The sequence below is a fragment of the Gilliamella apicola genome, assembly GCF_000599985.1.
In the GTDB taxonomy this organism is placed as follows: domain Bacteria; phylum Pseudomonadota; class Gammaproteobacteria; order Enterobacterales; family Orbaceae; genus Gilliamella; species Gilliamella apicola.
Genome location: NZ_CP007445.1, coordinates 1,275,549 through 1,295,704, shown reverse-complemented (window position 1 = coordinate 1,295,704; position 20,156 = coordinate 1,275,549). Strand labels below are relative to the sequence as shown.

Below are 20,156 nucleotides of genomic sequence, written 5' to 3'. Positions count from 1 at the left end.
GTGTAAACTTATTACCATATGGATATTTCAATTCTATAAATAATATTAGTGCTACTAATTCAAAAGTTAACCAGTAATTTGATTTTTAATATTTGGTCAACAAATGGGTAATAGATAATTATTCTAAAATTACATTACAATACTCTTCTAATGTCCCTAATAGAAAATCAGATGCAGACATCTCACAGTTTACTGGTAGGGTATTATCGATCGCCTTAAATGATAGATCACTATCTTTCCAGATAACATTAATCTTTCTATCTTTTGAGCACAGGTCTTCTATAAGTTGTGATACATCATCTATACAACTTCCCATATATCCAAATTTACCGATGAAAGCATGACCCAGCTCACAAAAAAAAGCATAGTAATCTTGAATGTATTTTCCCTCAATTACAATTGTTTCTTTATCTAAAGTCCGTGGAATACCATTTTTTAAATAACTTGCTGAAATATATATTAATTTCAAACTTCCTTTCATATCAAGCCATACTCTTTCCTCAAGATCATCTGCTTCTTTAAGGAAAGATAATGCCCCTACTTTGTACATTTCTGAGTACATTTCAGTGCATATTCTCGAAGTAAGAGATAAACAGGCATATAATACATCTGGTGACTTTATAATTTTTTTCACTGTAAATTGACAATAAAATCTACCAGCAAATTGATCAGTTTTAATGGAGTAAATTTCGTCGTTCATTATTAAATTAACATTCTGCTCAGACACCCCTGTAAATGCAAACCAATAATTATTGTTTGTCTCCATAAAACTATAAAATTCAATCAAATCATTACAAGAGAAAATCAATTGATCTGAACTGTTTCTAATTTCATATTTATTTTCCATTGCATCAGCCTGTAAAATAATCAAAATATAACCTGTAATTATTCAATTATAATATCAAATATTTTTTTATACTGGTCAATATTAAAGCCTACTGAGGTTTTATCATCAAGAACTCTTTACATTTATAGTTAATAACTGATATTGAATGTAGCTAATTGAATACATAAACCAGTTAACCAAATCTTAATATTTAGTAAAAAATAGATAATTATTCTAATATCACATTACAATACTCTTTTAGTGTCATCACAATATCACTAGATACTGACTGATAACGGCTTTCTGGAACGGTATTTTCAATCGCTTTAAATGATAAATCACTATCTTTCCAGATAATATTAATTGTTCTATTTCGAGCAAGATCTAACAAAAGATCTGAAACTCCTGCCAGATTCCATCCCATATACCCAAAATTACCACGGAAAGCATAACCTAGCTCACAAAAAAAAGCATAGTAATCTTGAATATATTTTCCCTCAATGACAATTGTTTCTTTATCTAAAGTACGAGGAAAACCATTCTTTAAATAACTGGCTGAAATATATATTAATTTCAAACTTCCTTTCATATCAAGCCATACTCTTTCCTCAAATTCATTTGCTGTTTTAAGTAAAGATAATGCTCCTCTTTTATACATTCCTCCAGAAAGATATAAACCAGCATATAATATATTATGTGATTTTATTATTTTTTGTACTGTAAACTCACTATCAAGCCTACCAGCGAATTGGGAATTATTAATGGAATAAGTTTCCTCATCGATTATTAAGTTAACGTGTTGTTGAGACACCCCTACAAATGCGTACCAATAGTAACCACGTGTTCCCAAAAAATCATAACATTCAATGAAATCATTACAAGAGAAAATCAATTGATCTGAACTGTTTCTAATTTCATATTTATTTTCCATTGCATCAACCGGTAAAATAATCAAAATATAACCTGTAATTATTCAATTATAATATCAAATATTCTTTTATACTGGTCAATATTTAAGCCTACTTAGATTTTATCATCAAGAACTCTTTACATTTATAGTTAATAACCGATATTGAATGTAGCTAATTCAATACATAAACCAGTTAACCAAATCTTAATATTTAGTAAAAAAATAGATAATTATTCTAATATCACATTACAATACTCTTTTAGTGTCATCACAATATCACTAGATACTGACTGATAATGGTCTTCTGGAACGGTATTTTCAATCGCTTTAAATGATAAATCACTATCTTTCCAGATAATATTAATTGTTCTATTTCGAGCAAGATCTAACAAAAGATCTGAAACTCCTGCCAGATTCCATCCCATATACCCAAAATTACCACGGAAAGCATAACCTAGCTCACAAAAAAAAGCATAGTAATCTTGAATATATTTTCCCTCAATGACAATTGTTTCTTTATCTAAAGTACGAGGATAACCATTCTTTAAATAACTAGCTGAAATATATATATATTTCAAACTGCCTTTCATATCAAGCCATACTCTTTCTTCAAATTCATTTACTGTTTTAAGTAAAGATAATGCTCCACTTCTATACATTCCGCCTAAAATATATAATTTAGCATATAATACATTATGTGATTTTATTATTTTTTGTACTCTAAACCTAAAGTAATCAACAAACTTATCAGCAAATTGATCACTTTTAATGGAGTAAATTTCCTCATCCATTATTAAATTGATGTTTTGTTCAGACACTCCTATAAATGCGAACAAATAGCAAACACTTGCTCCTAAAAAATCATAACATTCAATAAAATCATCACAAGAAAAAATCAAATTCTCTGAACTGTCTCTAACTTCATATTTATTTTTCATCGTGCCTGCCTGTAAAATAATCGAAATATAATATGTAATTATTCCAAGATAACATAAAATATTTGCATATAATGATTATTACTAAAATCTATTTGAGTTTTACCGTTAGGGAAAAGATAAGTCATTAGTTGTTTATTTTAGTCCAAAATATATTTATTCATTTTTTTAGTTCAAAGGTTATTTAGTCTCAATTATTCACATATTCTTTTATTTTTTTCATATAAACTCAATATGGAAACGATGAATTAAATGGAAATAAGATAGTATGGTTGCTTGACCTACAAACACGTTACAGTTGACTGTTTTTTGACGTTATCTACATTTCTTATTGTTTTTATGGTAATTACAATTTAACTTTTCATTCAAAAATGCCGTCTGCCAAAAGTCCTTCTTCTTTTAATCTTGCTACTACTTCCTGCTGTTCTTCAGTAAGTGTCAATGTTTTGAATTTTGCTAATATTTTACGTCCTCTTTCAGAAGCTTCTAATTTTTCTATATATATCGGTATAAATAGTTCTGAGACTCTAAAAATCCTTTTAGGATTTTCTTCCCAAAGTTCTAATGCTTCTATCGGAAAAGTAATATCCGGTAGATTAAATTCATTTTCATTCTGAGTATAATTAGCTTTATTTTTTGTTCTAGTAATCATGGATAAAAATTGGTCAAATGAGTCTGCTACTGGCATTAAATATGTACATTGATCCAAATACCCGTATCTAACCATCATATCAAAATGTAAGTCATTGACTTTACGATCCCAATAATAAATTGGACCACTGTAACCCAAACAAAGTAAATCTCCATGATTTATTCTTGCTATAGCGAAGTAGCCCCTAGGTACTCTTTTTAAACACATCTCATTAAGAGCAATTAAATCTTCACCTGCTTTTTCTGAGAATCCCAGAATCACTTCCAGGGGCAATTTCTTCCCTTCAAGGTCAATATAATAACTATAATCTAAACCATAAAAATCAATTACGTTGTATTGTTTTAAAAAATTAGCGTAAGATTCGCATGCTTTTCTTTTTAATTTTAGTTGTGAAATCAGTTTATTAATATTTTTCGGCACAGGATATTTTGATTGAATCATTTTATCTTCTTTAATGTTACATGATTCAAAAATACAGGCTTGATTTTCTATTCTATCTGAGGTTAATGAATTGAGTTCTAGATCAGTGCTGTTGTCAAACTGATATTCATTCTCATCAGATTTATTGCTATTTATTTTTTTTCCTCTTCTGTAATTATCTAACTCCAATTCTTCCGGTGAAAGATCATCAATATATCCTATGACCGATATATGCGTTTTCTCCTCTACTTCTCTTAGCCAGTTACAAAAATTCTCAAATATAACATCATCACTTTCTTCTTCATATAAAAATCCGAAACCTAATGTATGACAATAAACTAAAGCATTTAGTGCGTTAATAAATTCGTCCTCATTTTTAATCAGCCAATCCATTGGTAACTTCATCATAATATCTATTAGTTTAAGTTCATCCTCATAATCAAGATAAGTTGGTCTATTTTTTAAAAAATTATCAAGTATATTTTCATTCTCATTCATACATTAATATCCTTATTGAATTAAAAAGGTATCGAAAAAATTAAGATATTTGTTAAGTTTTCACTAATTCCATCAGTTCGATAAATTTTTATACCTTCCTTATCAGTGCTTCTAGAAGTTAAGCCGAACTGCATTATTGACGAGTTAGTTTAGTACTTTTATACTTTTTTAAATTTATAAAACTAGTTTTTTGCTCTACAAAAATCGAAACAGTATTAATTTTGTAAATTATATTTTATTCATTAAAATACTCATTTAATAAATAAAATATAATTTGAAAAAGGTCGGAATCTCAAAAATAAAACTTCAACTATTTTTTACAATTTTTTCACTTTCCAAACTCTTGTTGCTGCAATAAACGATAATCCTTTAAACCAAGATGCAAACTCAATAACTTTATCCCAAGTATAAATACTTCTAGAGGTAAATTTTATAGATTCATCTTGATTCATTATTTCTATAAAATAAAACATAACAGGATTATGACGACTTCGACTAATGCGATCTTCCATTCTTGCCGGTCTAAATATCACCACACAGTCATCCATCAAATACATCTTTTTTCGTGTAATTGCTTCATTTTTATTCCAAGGATTAAAGCCTGCAACATCTTTCTTATATTTAAATTCATCTTCAGAAACATACCAAGTATGATTTTCATTATTTCGATTTTTCCATACTTCTGAACTGCACTCATATATAATTTTATCCATAGCTAATAATCCAAGTACAAATTATCCAATATACCTTTATTTTTATTCCAAACATCAATATGCGGTTGCACAGCCGACCGAGCTGGTGTTTTTCAATCCACCGGATGAATGCATCGTGTACATTACGTTTTGATGTTACCATCACTTCTTATTGTTCTTATGGTAATTAAAATTTAACTTTTCATTCAAAAATGCCGTCTGCCAACAGTCCTTCTTCTTTTAATCTTGCTACTACTTCCTGCTGTTCTTCAGTAAGTGTCAATGTTTTAAATTTTCCTATTATTGCACGCCCTCTTTCAGATGCTTCCAATTTTTCTATATAAATCGGTATATCTCCTTCTGACACTCTAAAAATCCTTTTAGGATTTTCTTCCCAAAGCTCTAATGCTTCTATCGGAAAAGTAATATCCGGTAGATTAAATTCATTTTCATTCTGATTATAATTAGCTTTATTTTTTGTTCTAGTAATCATGGATAAAAATTGGTCAAATGAGTCTGCTACTGGCATTAAATATGTACTTTGAGCCAAATACCCGTATCTAAACATCATATCAAAATGTAAATCATTGATTTTACGATCCCAATAATAAATTTTGCCACTGTAACCCAAACAAAGTAAATTTCCATGATTTAATCTTACTATTGCAAAATAGTTCTTTGGTATTCTGTTTAAGCACATCTCATTAAGAGCAATTAAATCTTCACCTGCTTTTTCTGAGAATCCCAGAATCACTTCCAGGGGCAATTTTTTCCCTTCAAGGTCAATATAATAACTATAATCTAATCCATAAAAATCAATTACGTTATATTGTTTTAAAAAATTAACATAAGACTGGTAAGGTCTTCTTTTTAATTTTAGTTGTGAAATCAGTTTATTAATGTTTTTTGGCACAGGATATTTTGATTGAATCATTTTATCTTCTTTAATGTTACATGATTCAAAAATACAGGCTTGATTTTCTATTCTATCTGAGGTTAATGAATTGAGTTCTAGATCAGTGCTGTTGTCAAACTGATATTCATTCTCATCAGGTTTATTGCTATTTATTTTTTTTCTTCTTCTGTAAATATCTAACTCCAATTCTTCCGGTGAAAGATCCTCAATATATCCTATGACCGATATATGCGTTTTCTCCTCTACTTCTCTTAGCCAGTTACAAAAATTCTCAAATATAACATCATCACTTTCTTCTACACTTAAAAATCCATAACCGCATGTATGAGAAATATCTAAGGTATTTAATGCTTCAATAAATTCGTCCTCATTTTTAATCAGCCAATCCATTGGTAACTTCATCATAATATCTATTAGTTTAAGTTCATCCTCATAAGCAAGATAAATTGGTTTGTTTTCCAAAAAATTATTAAGTATATTTTCATTCTCATTCATACGTTAATATCCTTATTGAATTACTAAAGTATCGAAAAAATTAAGATATTTGTTAAGTTTTCACTAATTCCATCAGTTCTATAAATATTTTTAACTTCCTAGCCAATGCTTCTAGCAGTTAAGCCAAACTGCATTATTGACGAGTTAGTTTAATTGTACTTTAGGATATATATATCATCATATCCATGCACTTAAAATCTATTACTTTCAATTAAAAAAGACCATCATCGGGAATTTGCTGCTCATTTGGCACAAAGGTGGTGTTATTGCCCAGTCTTCTCGTATAAGTTATTTTTTTCGATTCAATAAACGAGCGCATCGTATAGATAACCATAGCATTACTAGACTTAATCAAACTGAGGTTAAGGGAAGGAGTAAGTGAGTTATTTAGTAGATTAAATAGAACTTAAATCATAACAAATTGGGAAAATATAAATTTCTTTTACATTTTATTATATATTTTATTCATAATGTTTGAACTTTTGATAAACAATAGTTTCCTTTATCATAAATACAGCTAATTAAAACATTTCCTTCTGTTTGAATAGTTGCTACGCGATCACAGCAATATTGTTGATTAACAGACCACTCTATATTAGCAATATCAAGGTAATTTAGAATGCATTCAAAACTTGTTTCTGGATATATAATGATATTATTTAGTAGCGAAACAGGGTAACAAGTTAAATCAAATCCTAATGAATATATCTTGGAATTAATGATTTTTATTTGTAATGCATCTAAAAAATAAGAAAAACCTCTATTTTTATTCAATTTGTCAAAATAATGTTTCTTTCCTAAATCTTTTTTTTTAAAACAAGAATAAATCTCTTCTTCTGCTAATCCAACTTTTAACCCCAAATACATTCCCGTCTTAAGAAAATCAGTTAAGTCCATTAATTCTCCACAATATTATTGTATAGTTAAATTACCAATTTGGTTAATCATTTTATTTATAGTCACATACTGTTCATCTACATGTATTAAAAAAAGCCATTGTAGAGATCTTCAAACACTTGAAACTTTGATAATTTATAATCACCTTTATCGTATACACAACCAATGAAAATATTTTCTTCTGTTTTAATTGTGAGTTCACGACTATGACAATATCTTTGATAAAAAGACCATTTTATATCAGCGATATCAAGATATTTTATAATGAGTTCAAAACTCGTTTTGTGGGATATTATTATATTATTAAATAAGGTTAAGATATATGGATAACGAGCTGGATCAAATTGTAACGAATATATTTTAGAATCAATCACCATTATTTCAAGTGCACCATCACCATAGAAATAAGAGAATCCTTCATTTTTATCAAGTTTATTATAATAATATTTTTTACTTAAATCTTTCTTTTTAAAACAAGAATATATGTTTTCTTCTGATAATCCAACTTTTAATTTCAAATACGTTCCTGTTTTAAGAAAATTAGTTAAATCCATTAATTTTATCCAACATTTTTGAAAATTTATCCATATCTCGTGTAGCTAGTTCAGTCAGTTTTTTTTCACTTTTAGAATCATTTAATATATTTTTAAATATCTTTAACAAAATTATATAATTGAGTTTTAGCTTGTCCAATAATTTCTTGTAACCCTTTAAATTTTCTATAAAAGTTAATTATTGGGTTAATTGATTTTTACTTACTCCACCCAGATCATCATATCGTTACCATACTAAATTGCCGAAATTATCTAAATCTGATAAAGCATCCGCTATTTTCCTATTATCATTGAATATATTAATATGAGATCCTTTTACACCTACATCATCAAAGTTATATAATTGCATTTTTCCTAGACGCTTTAATCTCAATGAATCAATTCACATCAACATATTAAATGCATACTAATAGAGATAGAATCCGCTGACCAATTCAATTGAGTTTGGCAAGATAAAACCAATTTCATCAGGATTATAGTATCTTAAATTATTGAAGTACAGTTTCTCTGTGTATAAAACTGTCACTGAAATCTCAGATACTATTGTATCTTTGTATCTATAATTTCCTTTATCAGTTTTCCACACAGTTGATATAAGTATTCCTTTAAGATTTCATTGATTTTGTCAATTTTGAATTCAATCAGATCTTTTTTGTACTTACTGTCCAAATGAAAATTTATTATAACCGTTTGATTAAAATTATTATTCTATTTATTTGATTTCTTATTTAATTCTATATCTTCATTAATAATTGATTTATGAACAATATATACTCTCTTATAGTTTTCAAAACCACTTGAAATTAATACTATATAATCAAGTTCTTTAATGGAACACAGATATTCTCTAATAAGGTTTTCTTCTATAGTTTGTGAATGCTTCAATTTTAAGTGTGACAAAAGCCAATTTTTCTTACGAGATATATATATATTTGGAGTTAAACAATTTACATCCTCATAATTTTCCCAATCAGTTAAACTAACACAGATAAAATAGTCACTTATATTTTTATCATCAATATAATTTTTAGCATTCAATTTACATTTATTGATTAGTTCAATACATTTCTTTATTAAAATTTTGTTTTTTTCATTAAATGAAAGAGATGATAAAAATGAAATATGCTTAAATCTTGAAAATAAAGGAATTTCCTCAAATGTTTCATAATCAGAAAAAAACACTGAAAGATCGTCTAGACCTTCTTTTTCTATAAGAAATTGCATTTCTTTTTCTAACTTATTCATATTTAATATTACTGGATACCAATCTTGTTCTTTAAACCATTTGAGTATTTTAAGAGGATTTAGATTTCTATCAATATCAGCTACATCTGAATTGATATTATCAACATTCTTTCATGTGAAAAATTGATACATTTTAATCAGGTTAACTTACCCTTTTATCAATTTAACACTTTATTATTTATTAACTTTATTTTTTGCACTTTTAAGTGAAGTATTATGTAATCCATAAAGATTCACTTCATCAACGCACTTAGAGCATTCTAATTGAGATTGAGATTACTGCAACAAAAATATAATTTTATTCGACTAAGCAATTGGTTAATAGTATTAAAGATGTGTTTGTTTTATAGATTGAACTGTGACCAATTATAAAAAGCCGATAAAATTTAATTTTTTTTCGACTTTTTAAATTAAATAAACTAAGAATAAAATGAGTTTATAACTATCAGTATCAAATATTATTTTGTAAACCAAATCGTTAATTATATTCATCTAAATATTCGAAATATGGTTTATCTTTTACCAGCTTACAGCATCATTTATATGGTTTAAAATCGTATGGATTAGGAATAAAATAATTTTCAGAAAATATATAACTCACCTCATCGTTATTTTCTACTATATCTTTATATGAATATTCATAATCTCCTTAGTGAACAATAACCGAGTTATCAAAAAAATCTTTTACCTCGTCTGACTGAATTAAACCAACTATATCGTAGAGGCAAATTTATCTTTGCATAAAATATAAGTAAACTTTTAAATGCATATGGTATATTTTAATATATCAATTCTTTAGTCTGAGGAAATAAGCTTAACTCGTTTGTTTTATTTATTGCGACGCATAACAGAAATATATTCAGGTTTTTTTTTGCTTAAATTATCTGATAAATCTTTTTCATTATCTCTCCACCAATACTCTTCCCAAGTTGTAGGGTTTTTAAATTCATAAATACTAATTAAACCTAATAAAGCACATGGAGAGTCAGCCATAAAATCCCAACCATTTTTTTCGGCACAATACAAATCAACTTCATCATCATACCAAATTTGATATCCTTTTTTATCTAAAATATTAAAAGCAGTATTTGAAACATTTGAATACTCTGATAGCGTTGGCATAAATAACTCCTATTTAATAATTTTTAATTGCATCATGTAATATTTTTTACTGAAATTGATCTTCACTAGCTATTTTAACGTTTCCCTGTCGATTAAAGATCCTTTCAATTTATAGCTTGTTTAACATTCTGATATTTTAAACTATTTTTGCATACTTTAGTCACATCTATTTTTACCAGTCTTTTGTTTGAACTAAATTCAGCAGTTTCAAACATATTTTCAGAAACTGAAATATATTTTCTTGCTAGTACCTTCATTAATTTTACAAACTTTAAGGTATCTCATCATTTAGTAGATCAACCAAATTACTTTTCAATCTTCAATGATCAATTCCAAATAAAACCTCACACGCTAACCAATTGAAATAAATAAATTTTAAACTATTTAACCGACTATAATTTATTATTTAGGCATCACTATATCATTTGCAATTATAGTTATAACATCACCTGATTGCATTTCTATTTCTAGTTTTTTAAATGTGGTATCATCTTTAAGATTAAATGTATTTACGCTTATACTTTCCCCCCACTTATCCCATTTGGGTATGTTAATAAATTTAATACCTTGGCAAATAATATCCACAGAACATGATTTATTATTAAGAAATTTAATCAAAAAACTACTTTCTTCCCAATCAAGAATCATAGTTACTAATGTCCAATCATGCATATTTAAAACTCTTCTTTATTTAGTGTCTGATAACAGGTATGCATCAGTTAATTCCTTTTAAGAACTTTACCATCAATATCAAAAAGTTTCCCAACCACATCATTAACATAATAATATAAGCAATATATTTCAATATGAACTAATTTTGCTAAACCCAATCATAGTCTTGAAGAAAAGTAGTATAGATATCTACTATATTTTCATCAGCACTATTTTTACATTTATCTATCAACCTCTTTCTTAAATCATTGTAATTCAAAAAAATTAATAATTCTGAAAGCCTCATATATATCCAGTCATCCTCAGAGTTAAGAAAGTCATCAAACATGGATGTTAGTTTTTTTCTGACAATATCTTTACTGTTAAAAGCGTTATTAAATAAGACTTCTCTGGCATAAGGCAAGTGGTCTTGATTACCATCTACAGCTATATCAATGATTATAGGTATCAATCTTTCAAGTTCTAAGTCACTAAAATGCTCATCCCTTATCCATTCTAATGCAAGTTGCTGTTGCTCTTGATCATTCAATGCTAATAAAATTTGCTCAAAAAAATTATTTGTTTTTCTAAAGTTATGTTTGCTCGCCACAAGTCTACGGTCAGCTTCTATTACAGAGTTCCATTCTTTAGAATTAATAGGTTTTGTTGTCATTTTTTCTTAATTCTATTAAAAATCATATTGTTCAGTAAATTCAGTATAGATATTTACTATATTTTTATCTTTACTATTCTTACATTTTTCCATTAACCTTTTTCTTAAATCTCTATAATTTAAGAAAAACAATAATTCTGCAAGTCTTCTATATGTATATTGATTATCAGACTTAAGAAAATCATCAAACATAGATGTCAGTTTCTTCCTGATAGTGCGATTTTGATTAAAAGCGCTATTGACTAAACATTGTCTGGCAAGAATCGAGTTATCAGTATTTTCATTTACAGCCATATTAATGATTACTGGTGCTAATACTTCAAGTTCTGAGGCACTAGGACACTCATTTCTTAGAAATCTCAATGCAGTTGCCTGTTCAGCTGCATCATCATTAAGGGCCAATAAAATTTGCTCAAATAAATCATTAGTTTTTCTAAAGTAAAACTGACTAACCCTAACTTTTGTGTCATCCTCATTTACAGTTATCCATTCTTTAGAATAAATAGGTTTCATTGTCATTTTTTCTTATTTCCATTTCTTTTTATTTCTACCATATTTCAAGAGTAAAAAATCAAATAATTTTTAGAACTAATTTGTTAGCATTTTATATTGCATATAATACCGCGAGATCTGAGCCATTGATTACTGGGATGATTGAGCATAGGCAGACTGTAATAAAATGCAGAACTATATCAGCAACCTTATGGTAAACAGTGAGCTAATGAGATTAATAATATATCTGTTTATAGGACTAAATTGGGATTTAATGATAAAATCCGTGAAAATTTAATTTCTCCTTGATAGCTTTGTTTTACTAAAGCCAGCCACGGTTTTGAATAAAACTAGTATAGACATCTACTATATTCTCATCAGTACTATTTTTACATTTATCTATTAATCTCATTCTTAAATCATTGTAATTTAAAAAACACAATAATTCCATAAGTCTCATATATATCCAGTCGTCCTCAGACCTAAGAAAGCCATCAAACATGAATGTCAGTTTTTTCCTAACAATATCATTACTGTTAAAAGCGTTATTAAATAAGATTTCTCTGGCATAAGGTAAACGGTCTTGATTACCATCTACAGCTATATCAATGATTATAGGTATTAATATTTCAAGTTCTGGGTCACTAAAATGCTCATCCCTTATCCATTCCAATGCACGTTGCTGTTGTGATAAATCATTTAAAGCCAATAAAATTTGCTCTAAAAAATCACTTGTTTTTCTAAAGTTATGTCTACTAAGCATCAGTTCACGATCCGCTTCTCTAACAGAGTTCCATTCTCTAGAATAAATAGGTTTTGTTGTCATTTTTTCTTAATTCTATTAAAAATCATACTTTTCAGTAAATTCAGTATAGATATTTACTATTTCTATATCTTTATCTTTACTATCCTTACATTTTTCCATTAATCTTTTTCTTAAATCTTTGTAATCTAAAAAAAACAGCAATTCTGCAAGTCTTTTATATATATATTGATCCTCAGACTGAAGAAAATCATCAAACATAGATGTCAATTTCTCTCTGATAATGTGATCATGATTAAAAGCTTTTTTGACTAAGCATTTTCTGGCAAGAATCGAGTTATCAGTATTTTTATTTACAGCTATATTAATGATTACCGGCGCTAATATTTCAAGTTCTAAAGCTGTAAAAGCCTCATCCCTAATAAGTCTCAATACTGTTGCCTGTTCAGCTAAATCATTATTATGAATAGCCAATAAAAGTTGATCAAACAAATCTTTTAAATCATTTGTCTCTTTAAAGCGATACTGAATACCCATAAGTTCTACACAAGCTTTTTCTAAAGAGATCCATTCTCTAGAATTAGTACATTCCTTTATCATGTTTATTTTTTCCTATTGTATTTCTTATTTAAAGAATCAAATAACTCTTGTAATTTAGTTGTTAGTATATCTTGTATTGCATAAAATACTTTATTATTTGAATCACTGATTATCTGAATCCTTGAAAATAGTCAGACTGTAATAAAATGCAGAACTATATAAGTAACCATAGGTTAAACAGTGAGCTAATGAAATTAATAATATATCTGTTTATTGGACTATAACAGAGAATGAATAAAAATTTAATTCCTCCTTTGTAGCTTTGTTTTGCTAAAGCCAGCCATAGTCTTGAAGAAAAGTAGTATAGACGTCTAGTATGTTCTCATCAGTACTATTTTTACATTTATCTATTAATCTCTTTCTTAAATCATTGTAATTTAGGAAAATTAATAATTCTGAAAGTCTCATATATATCCAGTCGTCTTCAGAACTAAGAAAGTCATCAAACATGGATGTCAATTTTTTCCTGACAATATCATTACTGTTTAAAGCGTTATTAAATAAGACTTCTCTGGCAGAAGGCAAGTTATCTATATTACCATCTACAGCTATATTAATGATTATAGGTATTAATATTTCAAGTTCTGAGTCACTAAAATGCTCATCTCTTATCATTTTTAATGCAATTCTCTGTTGATCTATACCTTTTTCATAATTAAGAGCCGATAAAATTTGCTTAAAAAAATCATCTGTTTTTCTAAAGTTATGTTTGCTGATCATAAATTTATGGTCAGCCTTTTTTAAAGAGTTCCATTTTATAGAACAAATAGGTTTTGTTGTCATTTTTTCTCAATTCTATTAAAAACTATATTCATCAATAAAATAAGTATAGATTTTTACTATACCTTTACTATCCTTACGTTCTTTCACTAACCTCTTTCTTAAATCTCTATAATTTAAGAAAAACAATAATTCTGCAAGTCTTCTATATATTGATCCGCTCCTATTGGATCAAGCGGTGTAAAGTTACCAGTATCCAGACCATAGTACCTCAAGGTATTATAGTAAAGCTTGGTTTATCTGCCTATATACTGCCATTGATACTGTTGGTTCAGATGTATATCTGTATGGGCTATCTCCTGTATCGGCTTACCCACAGCTGGTATGAATATTCCCAGACGATTTGTCTTCATCTGTCATCTCCCCCAGCATGCTATTCATGTGAGTATGGAAGTAGTAGATATGCTTTTGTTGATATTGCCGGTTCGGTCTCGTCACACCATCGGTTCATAGCTAACTTTATCGGTATACATATACAGACTCTGGCGTTTGTCTGTGCTGCTTTCTTGAATCATTTACACCACACAGAAAAGTGGTACAGTTGTATGGTTTCCTGTCACGTTCTTGCCAGTGTTTTTCTATGCGCTGGTCAGTCTTGTCGTATAGATAGCTGTAGTTTACTACGATCAAATCAAACTGAAGGGATTAAGGCAAATTTGTGTTAGTTTAAAGATACAGATTATTTTTTTTGGTTGGAGCGATCTAGTTTACTCTATTATTTTTATACCATCCGATAGATAGTATAGTTTAATAATAAAAATAGTATTATAAAGTCCAATATTACCAAGCTTTAATTTCATCAATCGAACTCAGTTCGACGAAATTCACTTTATAATAAGTAGCATTTTTTTTTAATTCTAATAAGATTTTTCTTTCAAACATTATTAATGTTAAACCTGCTTCAGGCATATAATGATGACAAAAAATTAGACCTATATTCGAATTTACTAATTTTTTAATAGTATCATTTTGAGTTTGATGCTTATTCAACAATGACATAATCAAAGGCTCGGTGGGTAAAGATATTGGGACCATAGATTTTTTAAATTTAATTTCATTTTTCTTTTTTTCAATATAATAATTTTTTAATTCAATTTTCAATGATTCTAATTTTACAGAATTGCCATATAAATAGATGCCAAACTGTTGAACAATTTTAGTATCTTTTAAAGATATAAAACCCTCATTGTCTTTTTCTAAAAACATCAAATTGGGAAATGTAGTACTTATTATTTTTTCAGCTTGCTCGGTATTAAATCCATAAGGTCCAAAACCATTTGAATCAATACCGTATTGATAGCATATACAATATGCCATTGAATCAAGTTCAGAACTAATTATTCTATTCCAATTAGGAACAGGGAATACAATCAATTTCTCATTACTTATCATGTAAATACTTTCTTCTCACCTTTCGATTTTACTATATGACCTGACTCATAAAGCTTAGGTATGCCCGAAGAGCCTGCACCAAGATGAGGTCGGATGTTCAAGCCAATAATTTTTACTTTTAGGATTTTTTCTACCTAAATTTTCTACGCCAGTAGATCTCATTTGTAACCAATTTTTACTTCTATTAGTAGGATTCAAATCATTGATAAAAATATTTTTGTCTCCTTTCGATAATTTCGGTACTTTTGCATGGTCTTTAACATAACTCAAGTCCTTTCTTCAACTTTTAACTTTAAGAGTAAGATATGTCCAACCTCTCGGAGAGGTCCAAGTAAGCGCATTAGGCGCATATTGATGAAAATTAAATCCCCCATCAGACCAATCGGATCCGGCTGTGAAAAGCAACCAGTATTGGAATTTAGTGATTATTTAAAATTCATCACAACTTTAATTACTAGATTTATTAGTTCATCTGTCTTGAGTCAAACTTTATAGATTTACTATAATTCATTAAACTTAATTAAAGGAATATATTTATATATTTTATCTTTTGGAATCATATAATTTACTAATTTTGAAATGAATATTAAGTTATTTTTATACTAAAATAGCTCCATTGATTTCTGGTATGAAAAATTCAGGCCATATAGTATATTTATCATAAACTGCATTTATAAAACTAGCTTCTTCTATTCTTGCTGTTTGTAAATTCACACCTTTTAAATTAGTACAATTAAAATTTGTGCCAAACAAATCTGCACCAAATAAATTAGCATTTTTCAAATCAGCATTTAATAAAAATGCCCCGATTAATTTGCTTCTAGTCATATTTACATTAACTAGTGAACAATTCATTAAATTGCAATTTATTAAAGATGCATCCGTAAAATTTGAGTAATTTAAGTTACAATATGCAAAGTTTACATTACGTAAATCTGTATAATTAAAATTTACATTGCACATAGAATATCCTTCAAATATAGCTGTATGAAGTTTTAAATTACTTAGATCAGAACCATCAAATGTAGTTAAATTAAACTCCTTAGATTCACCAGATTCAAATTTAATTTTGATCATTAATAATTTCCTTAATCAACTGTATCAATTAATATTTCAGATGTAGGTTTACCCCTTGAACGATTATAATCTGAAAGTGTCCCAAGTGTTGTAGAAGGTATTTTGCTAGAATAATCAAAATTTTTATCTAATAATACTTTTTTAAGCATTTTATTCACATCTTTCATAAATGGCTTATTAAATGAATTTAGGCGCAAATAGCCGGAAGGAGCAGAGGAAGATCTTTCCGGCTATTTTTTAGTTACTAATATATACTGATGGTCCCATAAATTGAATATGAGCACATTTTAGATATAAATAAATCGTAGAGCCGTTAATTGAAACTTCATTGTAATGATCATTCTTATCTATTTTTATTTTAGCAGGCATATTGATTGATATGCCTTCTATTTTAATTGCACTAACACATCCGCAATTAATACCGCATCGACATCTGTTATAGCCCTTAATCCACTTTGGTAATGGATTGTCTGGCAATTCGTCAATTAGATCAAAAGTTATTATTACGGTAGCTCCTTCGCGGTCTATTCTTATATCAAAAATATCAATTTCATTTATCTTTACAGGATTAGAAAAAACCTTATTAAATAAAATGCTGCCATCAAGTTCATTCCAATACATATTAATGCCCTTAAAATTTATGATTATAAAATCTACAGGCACGGTTCCTGTTCGAATATTTTCAATAGGTCTTATATTAAAATGCGGACATTGATTATCTGAGTCATCGGTGTTATTGGTGCCCTGGAGAATAATCTTGAATAACAATTTAAATTCCATCTGCTTTTGTAAATTGATTTTCTCTTGTCCAAATCTGATTTCCATTCTTGTCAAATATTGGATTATTCTTTGAGTTGGTCATTCGTACATTTCTATGATCACCATAAAAGCCAGATTTAGATTTATAAATATCATCTATTGATTAAATCATTTGAATTCCGCATTACATAATCCCAGTCCATAAGGATCAATCCAAGTAAGTAAATTAGCACATACTGGTAAAGATTTATTTCCACCAGACCAATTGGGTTTTGTTGGATAAATCGACCACTACTTGGATCATAATAACGCAGCGTGTTACTATGTATAACCGTTTCTGGGTTATAATATTGCCACGCAAAGCGCAATTTTTGCTCTTTCTTATCTGAATTATACCACCAATCTCAGTTGCGATGGTGTTTCAATTGCCCATAGAAAGCATATTCTCCCAACCAAATTAACTCACTATCCTAAATTATTAAATTGCCATCTTAATTGTCAAAATAATCAAAATTTTTATCTAATAATACTTTTTTAAATACTTTATTCACTTCTTTCGTAAATGGTTTATTAAATAAATTTAGGTGTAAATGTAGAAAAAATAGACGGAAGAATCAAAGGAAGATCTTTCCGATTATTTTTTTAACTTAGAGTACTTAAATATTTATAAATTTGCTCACGAGTAACCTCAGGAAGAATGACAGCATCTTCATCCCTAAAAAAACCATATTCTTCAAGATCAGATTTAGCATCCTGAGTAAATCTTACAATGTCATAAAAATTAAATTTCATCTTAACTCCGTTTAAGTTGATATTAAAGTTCAACGCACATCCCTTTGATTTACACTCCATTTCTAATAATTCATCATAAAATTCAGGAAAAACAATATTCATCATTAATATACCTTTATTTTTGTTAGTTCATTAATATAATCAACCTAATGGCATTAGCTGAGAGAAACAATTTAGAAATTTTTCAAATCATTGCCTCTGTGTTTTTAGTATATCACTAACGGTACTCATATCTATTTTATGAGGCTCAAAGCATTTACTAATAACACTACATCATGTGTTGTTTTTACATTACCAGTAACTTTATCAATTAACTATTCGTTAGGTTTAGGTATAAAAGTTAGCTGTTACTCCCTTTCTTTAAACCTCAACGAAAAGAAAGTAATCCCCACCTGTCAATTCAAGAGAGTTTATTAGTCACATACAGATTAAAATTGCATCCTACTCTTAGTTTAATCGAGGCTTTGGAACGATTAAAATGCCATCATATTTTTAAACACACTATTACCTGCCGCATCTCTTCTCACTTTCTGATGCCTAAGTGGTAGCAACTTATTGCAAAAATAGACTGTTTATCTAACAAAAAGCAGAAAATGATTTCAGCTAGATAAGCAACTTGATTATTCAGGCGTGTAACCACCTGACATTTAACACGGAAGATAAGGTTAGCAACTCTTTACCACTGTTCACCTAAAGCAATTATGTGAGTTAGTAAATCATCGCTAAGTGGTTAAGTAGATCAAGGAAGGCATGGTTTGTTTTGTTTACTGAACGAGAATTAAATAATAAAAAAGCCAGGAAGATTCAATTTCTCGCCCGGCTCTTAAAATTAATTAAATAGCTAATCCAAATCCTCTTCGGTAACTAATTTGTCCATAAACTCTTTGAAGGAAGAAGCTAGTTTTTTCTGTACTAACACATGATTTTTATCCATAGAAAGATTTGGATCAAATGAATCTGTTGCATAAAAGATCACACTACCATCATTCTTATCTAAACAAAAATAATTACCACCCCAATCATTTCCAAAAGGTATGATATTTATCGGAATCACGTTCTTTGTGATCATCTCATGATAACAACCATCAATTAAAGATTTCGGGTCATCATTAGTTGATTTGTTATATTTAAATGGTTTCAAAAAAGCAATTTCTAATGGTTCAAAATCATCATTGCTTTCCCACCAAGCTCTGGACGGTATCCCACCATTAAAGGACAGATAATGTAATATAAATTCCTCAGGAAAACAATATGATAAAACTTTCTCTACAGATTTAATATCTGAAAGAACAATATTTTTTTCGCAATCTTTGCACGGATTATCCATTATGAACACCTCTTTTTAACGCTTTTGTAATACGGCCAGCTAATCATACTTTAGTATGAGATATAGCAATAGCATATGAACTTCCATAAGATCCAGAAAGCAGGTTGAATGTTTTTCAAACAAAGAAACCAATCCAGCATAAGGGAAAGTACCTTCATAAGCTGAAATTTCAACTAACTCTATAGCTGTTTTACCTGTTATAGGATCAAAATCATCCAAATGATGCCATGTATAATCTGTAAATTCTGCTTTCGTTATATCAGCTTGTTTAAACGCTTCAGTCAAACTCTCCAACCAGAACCTCGCATCGTTATTTCAACAATATTTTACTGATTACCTTTACCTGGGAATAAATCAGTACTTCTCGTAAAATCAACACAGGTAAGAACTAATCCTAGCGGATCAATCCAACTTAACGGATTTGGCACATATGGATATAAACCACCAAGTAGCTCTATCAGGTCTGGCTGGGTAAATCGGCCTATATCCGGATTGTAGTACTTAAAAGTATTGTAATGCATTCCGGTTTCTCTGTCTAAATATTGTCCCTGATACCTCTGGTTTTGTTGTATCAGTGGATGAGTAATTTCCTGTATCGGTTTGCCTCACAGCTGGTATGAGCACTCCCTGACGATTCCACCAGCTTCATCCTTCAGCACCTCCGGCATGCCGTCTACATAGGTATGGA

General features: G+C 28.7%; 27 protein-coding genes. All 27 read right to left on the bottom strand.

The annotated features are described in order from the left end of the window. Window positions 1–118: 118 nt before the first annotated feature. Complete coding sequence (locus tag GAPWK_RS06000) at window positions 119–871, bottom strand: hypothetical protein (protein WP_025315353.1); 753 nt, start codon at window positions 869–871, stop codon at window positions 119–121. 184 nt (window positions 872–1,055) lie between these two features. Further along, a complete protein-coding gene (locus GAPWK_RS05995; protein WP_025315352.1) occupies window positions 1,056–1,781 on the bottom strand; it encodes a hypothetical protein in 726 nt (241 codons plus the stop codon). 185 nt (window positions 1,782–1,966) lie between these two features. Continuing rightward, window positions 1,967–2,674: a hypothetical protein gene (locus GAPWK_RS05990; protein ID WP_025315351.1), complete on the bottom strand. Its 708-nt coding sequence runs from the start codon at window positions 2,672–2,674 to the stop codon at window positions 1,967–1,969. A 358-nt stretch (window positions 2,675–3,032) separates the two neighbouring features. Next, on the bottom strand, window positions 3,033–4,241 hold the full coding sequence (locus GAPWK_RS14775; protein WP_025315350.1) for an SMI1/KNR4 family protein: 1,209 nt from the start codon (window positions 4,239–4,241) through the stop codon (window positions 3,033–3,035). 317 nt (window positions 4,242–4,558) lie between these two features. Then, entirely contained in the window at window positions 4,559–4,954 is a 396-nt protein-coding gene (locus GAPWK_RS05980; protein ID WP_025315349.1) for a hypothetical protein, read from the bottom strand. A gap of 181 nt (window positions 4,955–5,135) precedes the next feature. Beyond that, window positions 5,136–6,344: an SMI1/KNR4 family protein gene (locus GAPWK_RS15000; RefSeq protein ID WP_025315348.1), complete on the bottom strand. Its 1,209-nt coding sequence runs from the start codon at window positions 6,342–6,344 to the stop codon at window positions 5,136–5,138. 211 nt (window positions 6,345–6,555) lie between these two features. Next, entirely contained in the window at window positions 6,556–6,678 is a 123-nt protein-coding gene (locus GAPWK_RS15320; protein ID WP_269147121.1) for a hypothetical protein, read from the bottom strand. A 131-nt stretch (window positions 6,679–6,809) separates the two neighbouring features. Next, window positions 6,810–7,241 carry a hypothetical protein gene (locus tag GAPWK_RS05970; protein WP_025315347.1) on the bottom strand — a complete coding sequence of 144 codons (432 nt, stop codon included), beginning with the start codon at window positions 7,239–7,241 and terminating at the stop codon, window positions 6,810–6,812. 86 nt (window positions 7,242–7,327) lie between these two features. Next, window positions 7,328–7,795, bottom strand: coding sequence for a hypothetical protein (locus GAPWK_RS05965; protein ID WP_025315346.1), 468 nt, complete (start codon window positions 7,793–7,795; stop codon window positions 7,328–7,330). A gap of 708 nt (window positions 7,796–8,503) precedes the next feature. Beyond that, window positions 8,504–9,040 carry an Imm15 family immunity protein gene (locus GAPWK_RS05960; RefSeq protein WP_025315345.1) on the bottom strand — a complete coding sequence of 179 codons (537 nt, stop codon included), beginning with the start codon at window positions 9,038–9,040 and terminating at the stop codon, window positions 8,504–8,506. An 828-nt stretch (window positions 9,041–9,868) separates the two neighbouring features. Then, a complete protein-coding gene (locus GAPWK_RS05955; RefSeq protein ID WP_025315344.1) occupies window positions 9,869–10,162 on the bottom strand; it encodes a hypothetical protein in 294 nt (97 codons plus the stop codon). Between the two features lie 402 nt (window positions 10,163–10,564). Then, window positions 10,565–10,834 carry a hypothetical protein gene (locus tag GAPWK_RS05950; protein ID WP_025315343.1) on the bottom strand — a complete coding sequence of 90 codons (270 nt, stop codon included), beginning with the start codon at window positions 10,832–10,834 and terminating at the stop codon, window positions 10,565–10,567. A gap of 148 nt (window positions 10,835–10,982) precedes the next feature. Further along, window positions 10,983–11,486, bottom strand: a complete 504-nt coding sequence (locus GAPWK_RS05945; protein WP_025315342.1) for a hypothetical protein — start codon at window positions 11,484–11,486, stop codon at window positions 10,983–10,985. Window positions 11,487–11,501: 15 nt separating this feature from the next. After that, window positions 11,502–12,005, bottom strand: coding sequence for a hypothetical protein (locus GAPWK_RS05940; RefSeq protein ID WP_025315341.1), 504 nt, complete (start codon window positions 12,003–12,005; stop codon window positions 11,502–11,504). Window positions 12,006–12,300: 295 nt separating this feature from the next. Further along, a complete protein-coding gene (locus tag GAPWK_RS05935; protein WP_025315340.1) occupies window positions 12,301–12,804 on the bottom strand; it encodes a hypothetical protein in 504 nt (167 codons plus the stop codon). Between the two features lie 15 nt (window positions 12,805–12,819). Further along, the gene (locus GAPWK_RS05930; RefSeq protein WP_025315339.1) at window positions 12,820–13,341 is read right to left on the bottom strand and encodes a hypothetical protein; all 522 of its coding nucleotides are present in this window, start codon (window positions 13,339–13,341) and stop codon (window positions 12,820–12,822) included. Window positions 13,342–13,611: 270 nt separating this feature from the next. Continuing rightward, entirely contained in the window at window positions 13,612–14,124 is a 513-nt protein-coding gene (locus GAPWK_RS05925) for a hypothetical protein (protein WP_025315338.1), read from the bottom strand. Window positions 14,125–14,901: 777 nt separating this feature from the next. Then, entirely contained in the window at window positions 14,902–15,513 is a 612-nt protein-coding gene (locus GAPWK_RS05920; RefSeq protein ID WP_025315337.1) for a hypothetical protein, read from the bottom strand. Between the two features lie 54 nt (window positions 15,514–15,567). Then, the gene (locus GAPWK_RS14770; protein ID WP_086317527.1) at window positions 15,568–15,783 is read right to left on the bottom strand and encodes a hypothetical protein; all 216 of its coding nucleotides are present in this window, start codon (window positions 15,781–15,783) and stop codon (window positions 15,568–15,570) included. A 327-nt stretch (window positions 15,784–16,110) separates the two neighbouring features. Next, window positions 16,111–16,590, bottom strand: a complete 480-nt coding sequence (locus GAPWK_RS05915; protein ID WP_025315336.1) for a pentapeptide repeat-containing protein — start codon at window positions 16,588–16,590, stop codon at window positions 16,111–16,113. A gap of 11 nt (window positions 16,591–16,601) precedes the next feature. Further along, window positions 16,602–16,757: a hypothetical protein gene (locus GAPWK_RS14865; RefSeq protein ID WP_158413581.1), complete on the bottom strand. Its 156-nt coding sequence runs from the start codon at window positions 16,755–16,757 to the stop codon at window positions 16,602–16,604. A gap of 70 nt (window positions 16,758–16,827) precedes the next feature. Next, window positions 16,828–17,415 (bottom strand): Imm50 family immunity protein, encoded by a 588-nt coding sequence (locus GAPWK_RS15090; RefSeq protein WP_238551158.1) that lies wholly within the window; start codon window positions 17,413–17,415, stop codon window positions 16,828–16,830. A gap of 86 nt (window positions 17,416–17,501) precedes the next feature. Beyond that, window positions 17,502–17,717, bottom strand: a complete 216-nt coding sequence (locus tag GAPWK_RS15560) for an RHS repeat-associated core domain-containing protein (RefSeq protein WP_080692443.1) — start codon at window positions 17,715–17,717, stop codon at window positions 17,502–17,504. A 274-nt stretch (window positions 17,718–17,991) separates the two neighbouring features. Then, complete coding sequence (locus tag GAPWK_RS05905) at window positions 17,992–18,243, bottom strand: hypothetical protein (protein WP_143421262.1); 252 nt, start codon at window positions 18,241–18,243, stop codon at window positions 17,992–17,994. Between the two features lie 739 nt (window positions 18,244–18,982). Further along, window positions 18,983–19,468, bottom strand: coding sequence for an SMI1/KNR4 family protein (locus tag GAPWK_RS05900; RefSeq protein WP_025315333.1), 486 nt, complete (start codon window positions 19,466–19,468; stop codon window positions 18,983–18,985). 39 nt (window positions 19,469–19,507) lie between these two features. Next, window positions 19,508–19,753, bottom strand: coding sequence for an HNH endonuclease family protein (locus GAPWK_RS15085; RefSeq protein ID WP_025315332.1), 246 nt, complete (start codon window positions 19,751–19,753; stop codon window positions 19,508–19,510). A gap of 41 nt (window positions 19,754–19,794) precedes the next feature. Then, the gene (locus GAPWK_RS15080; protein WP_025315331.1) at window positions 19,795–19,989 is read right to left on the bottom strand and encodes an RHS repeat-associated core domain-containing protein; all 195 of its coding nucleotides are present in this window, start codon (window positions 19,987–19,989) and stop codon (window positions 19,795–19,797) included. Window positions 19,990–20,156 lie beyond the last annotated feature (167 nt).

What these genes read in the sequence shown, in the direction of transcription:
- GAPWK_RS05950 (WP_025315343.1), bottom strand. Translation starts at nt 10,834, where the DNA reads ATGCATGATTGGACATTAGTAACTATGATTCTTGATTGGGAAGAAAGT.
- GAPWK_RS05925 (WP_025315338.1), bottom strand. Translation starts at nt 14,124, where the DNA reads ATGACAACAAAACCTATTTGTTCTATAAAATGGAACTCTTTAAAAAAG.
- GAPWK_RS05940 (WP_025315341.1), bottom strand. Translation starts at nt 12,005, where the DNA reads ATGACAATGAAACCTATTTATTCTAAAGAATGGATAACTGTAAATGAG.
- GAPWK_RS05980 (WP_025315349.1), bottom strand. Translation starts at nt 4,954, where the DNA reads ATGGATAAAATTATATATGAGTGCAGTTCAGAAGTATGGAAAAATCGA.
- GAPWK_RS15080 (WP_025315331.1), bottom strand. Translation starts at nt 19,989, where the DNA reads ATGCATTACAATACTTTTAAGTACTACAATCCGGATATAGGCCGATTT.
- GAPWK_RS15090 (WP_238551158.1), bottom strand. Translation starts at nt 17,415, where the DNA reads ATGGAAATCAGATTTGGACAAGAGAAAATCAATTTACAAAAGCAGATG.
- GAPWK_RS05920 (WP_025315337.1), bottom strand. Translation starts at nt 15,513, where the DNA reads ATGATAAGTAATGAGAAATTGATTGTATTCCCTGTTCCTAATTGGAAT.
- GAPWK_RS05905 (WP_143421262.1), bottom strand. Translation starts at nt 18,243, where the DNA reads ATGAATATTGTTTTTCCTGAATTTTATGATGAATTATTAGAAATGGAG.
- GAPWK_RS14865 (WP_158413581.1), bottom strand. Translation starts at nt 16,757, where the DNA reads ATGAAAGATGTGAATAAAATGCTTAAAAAAGTATTATTAGATAAAAAT.
- GAPWK_RS05945 (WP_025315342.1), bottom strand. Translation starts at nt 11,486, where the DNA reads ATGACAACAAAACCTATTAATTCTAAAGAATGGAACTCTGTAATAGAA.
- GAPWK_RS05955 (WP_025315344.1), bottom strand. Translation starts at nt 10,162, where the DNA reads ATGCCAACGCTATCAGAGTATTCAAATGTTTCAAATACTGCTTTTAAT.
- GAPWK_RS05915 (WP_025315336.1), bottom strand. Translation starts at nt 16,590, where the DNA reads ATGATCAAAATTAAATTTGAATCTGGTGAATCTAAGGAGTTTAATTTA.
- GAPWK_RS05900 (WP_025315333.1), bottom strand. Translation starts at nt 19,468, where the DNA reads ATGGATAATCCGTGCAAAGATTGCGAAAAAAATATTGTTCTTTCAGAT.
- GAPWK_RS15320 (WP_269147121.1), bottom strand. Translation starts at nt 6,678, where the DNA reads ATGGTTATCTATACGATGCGCTCGTTTATTGAATCGAAAAAAATAACT.
- GAPWK_RS05935 (WP_025315340.1), bottom strand. Translation starts at nt 12,804, where the DNA reads ATGACAACAAAACCTATTTATTCTAGAGAATGGAACTCTGTTAGAGAA.
- GAPWK_RS05960 (WP_025315345.1), bottom strand. Translation starts at nt 9,040, where the DNA reads ATGAATAAGTTAGAAAAAGAAATGCAATTTCTTATAGAAAAAGAAGGT.
- GAPWK_RS14775 (WP_025315350.1), bottom strand. Translation starts at nt 4,241, where the DNA reads ATGAATGAGAATGAAAATATACTTGATAATTTTTTAAAAAATAGACCA.
- GAPWK_RS05965 (WP_025315346.1), bottom strand. Translation starts at nt 7,795, where the DNA reads ATGGATTTAACTAATTTTCTTAAAACAGGAACGTATTTGAAATTAAAA.
- GAPWK_RS15000 (WP_025315348.1), bottom strand. Translation starts at nt 6,344, where the DNA reads ATGAATGAGAATGAAAATATACTTAATAATTTTTTGGAAAACAAACCA.
- GAPWK_RS05970 (WP_025315347.1), bottom strand. Translation starts at nt 7,241, where the DNA reads ATGGACTTAACTGATTTTCTTAAGACGGGAATGTATTTGGGGTTAAAA.
- GAPWK_RS05930 (WP_025315339.1), bottom strand. Translation starts at nt 13,341, where the DNA reads ATGATAAAGGAATGTACTAATTCTAGAGAATGGATCTCTTTAGAAAAA.
- GAPWK_RS05990 (WP_025315351.1), bottom strand. Translation starts at nt 2,674, where the DNA reads ATGAAAAATAAATATGAAGTTAGAGACAGTTCAGAGAATTTGATTTTT.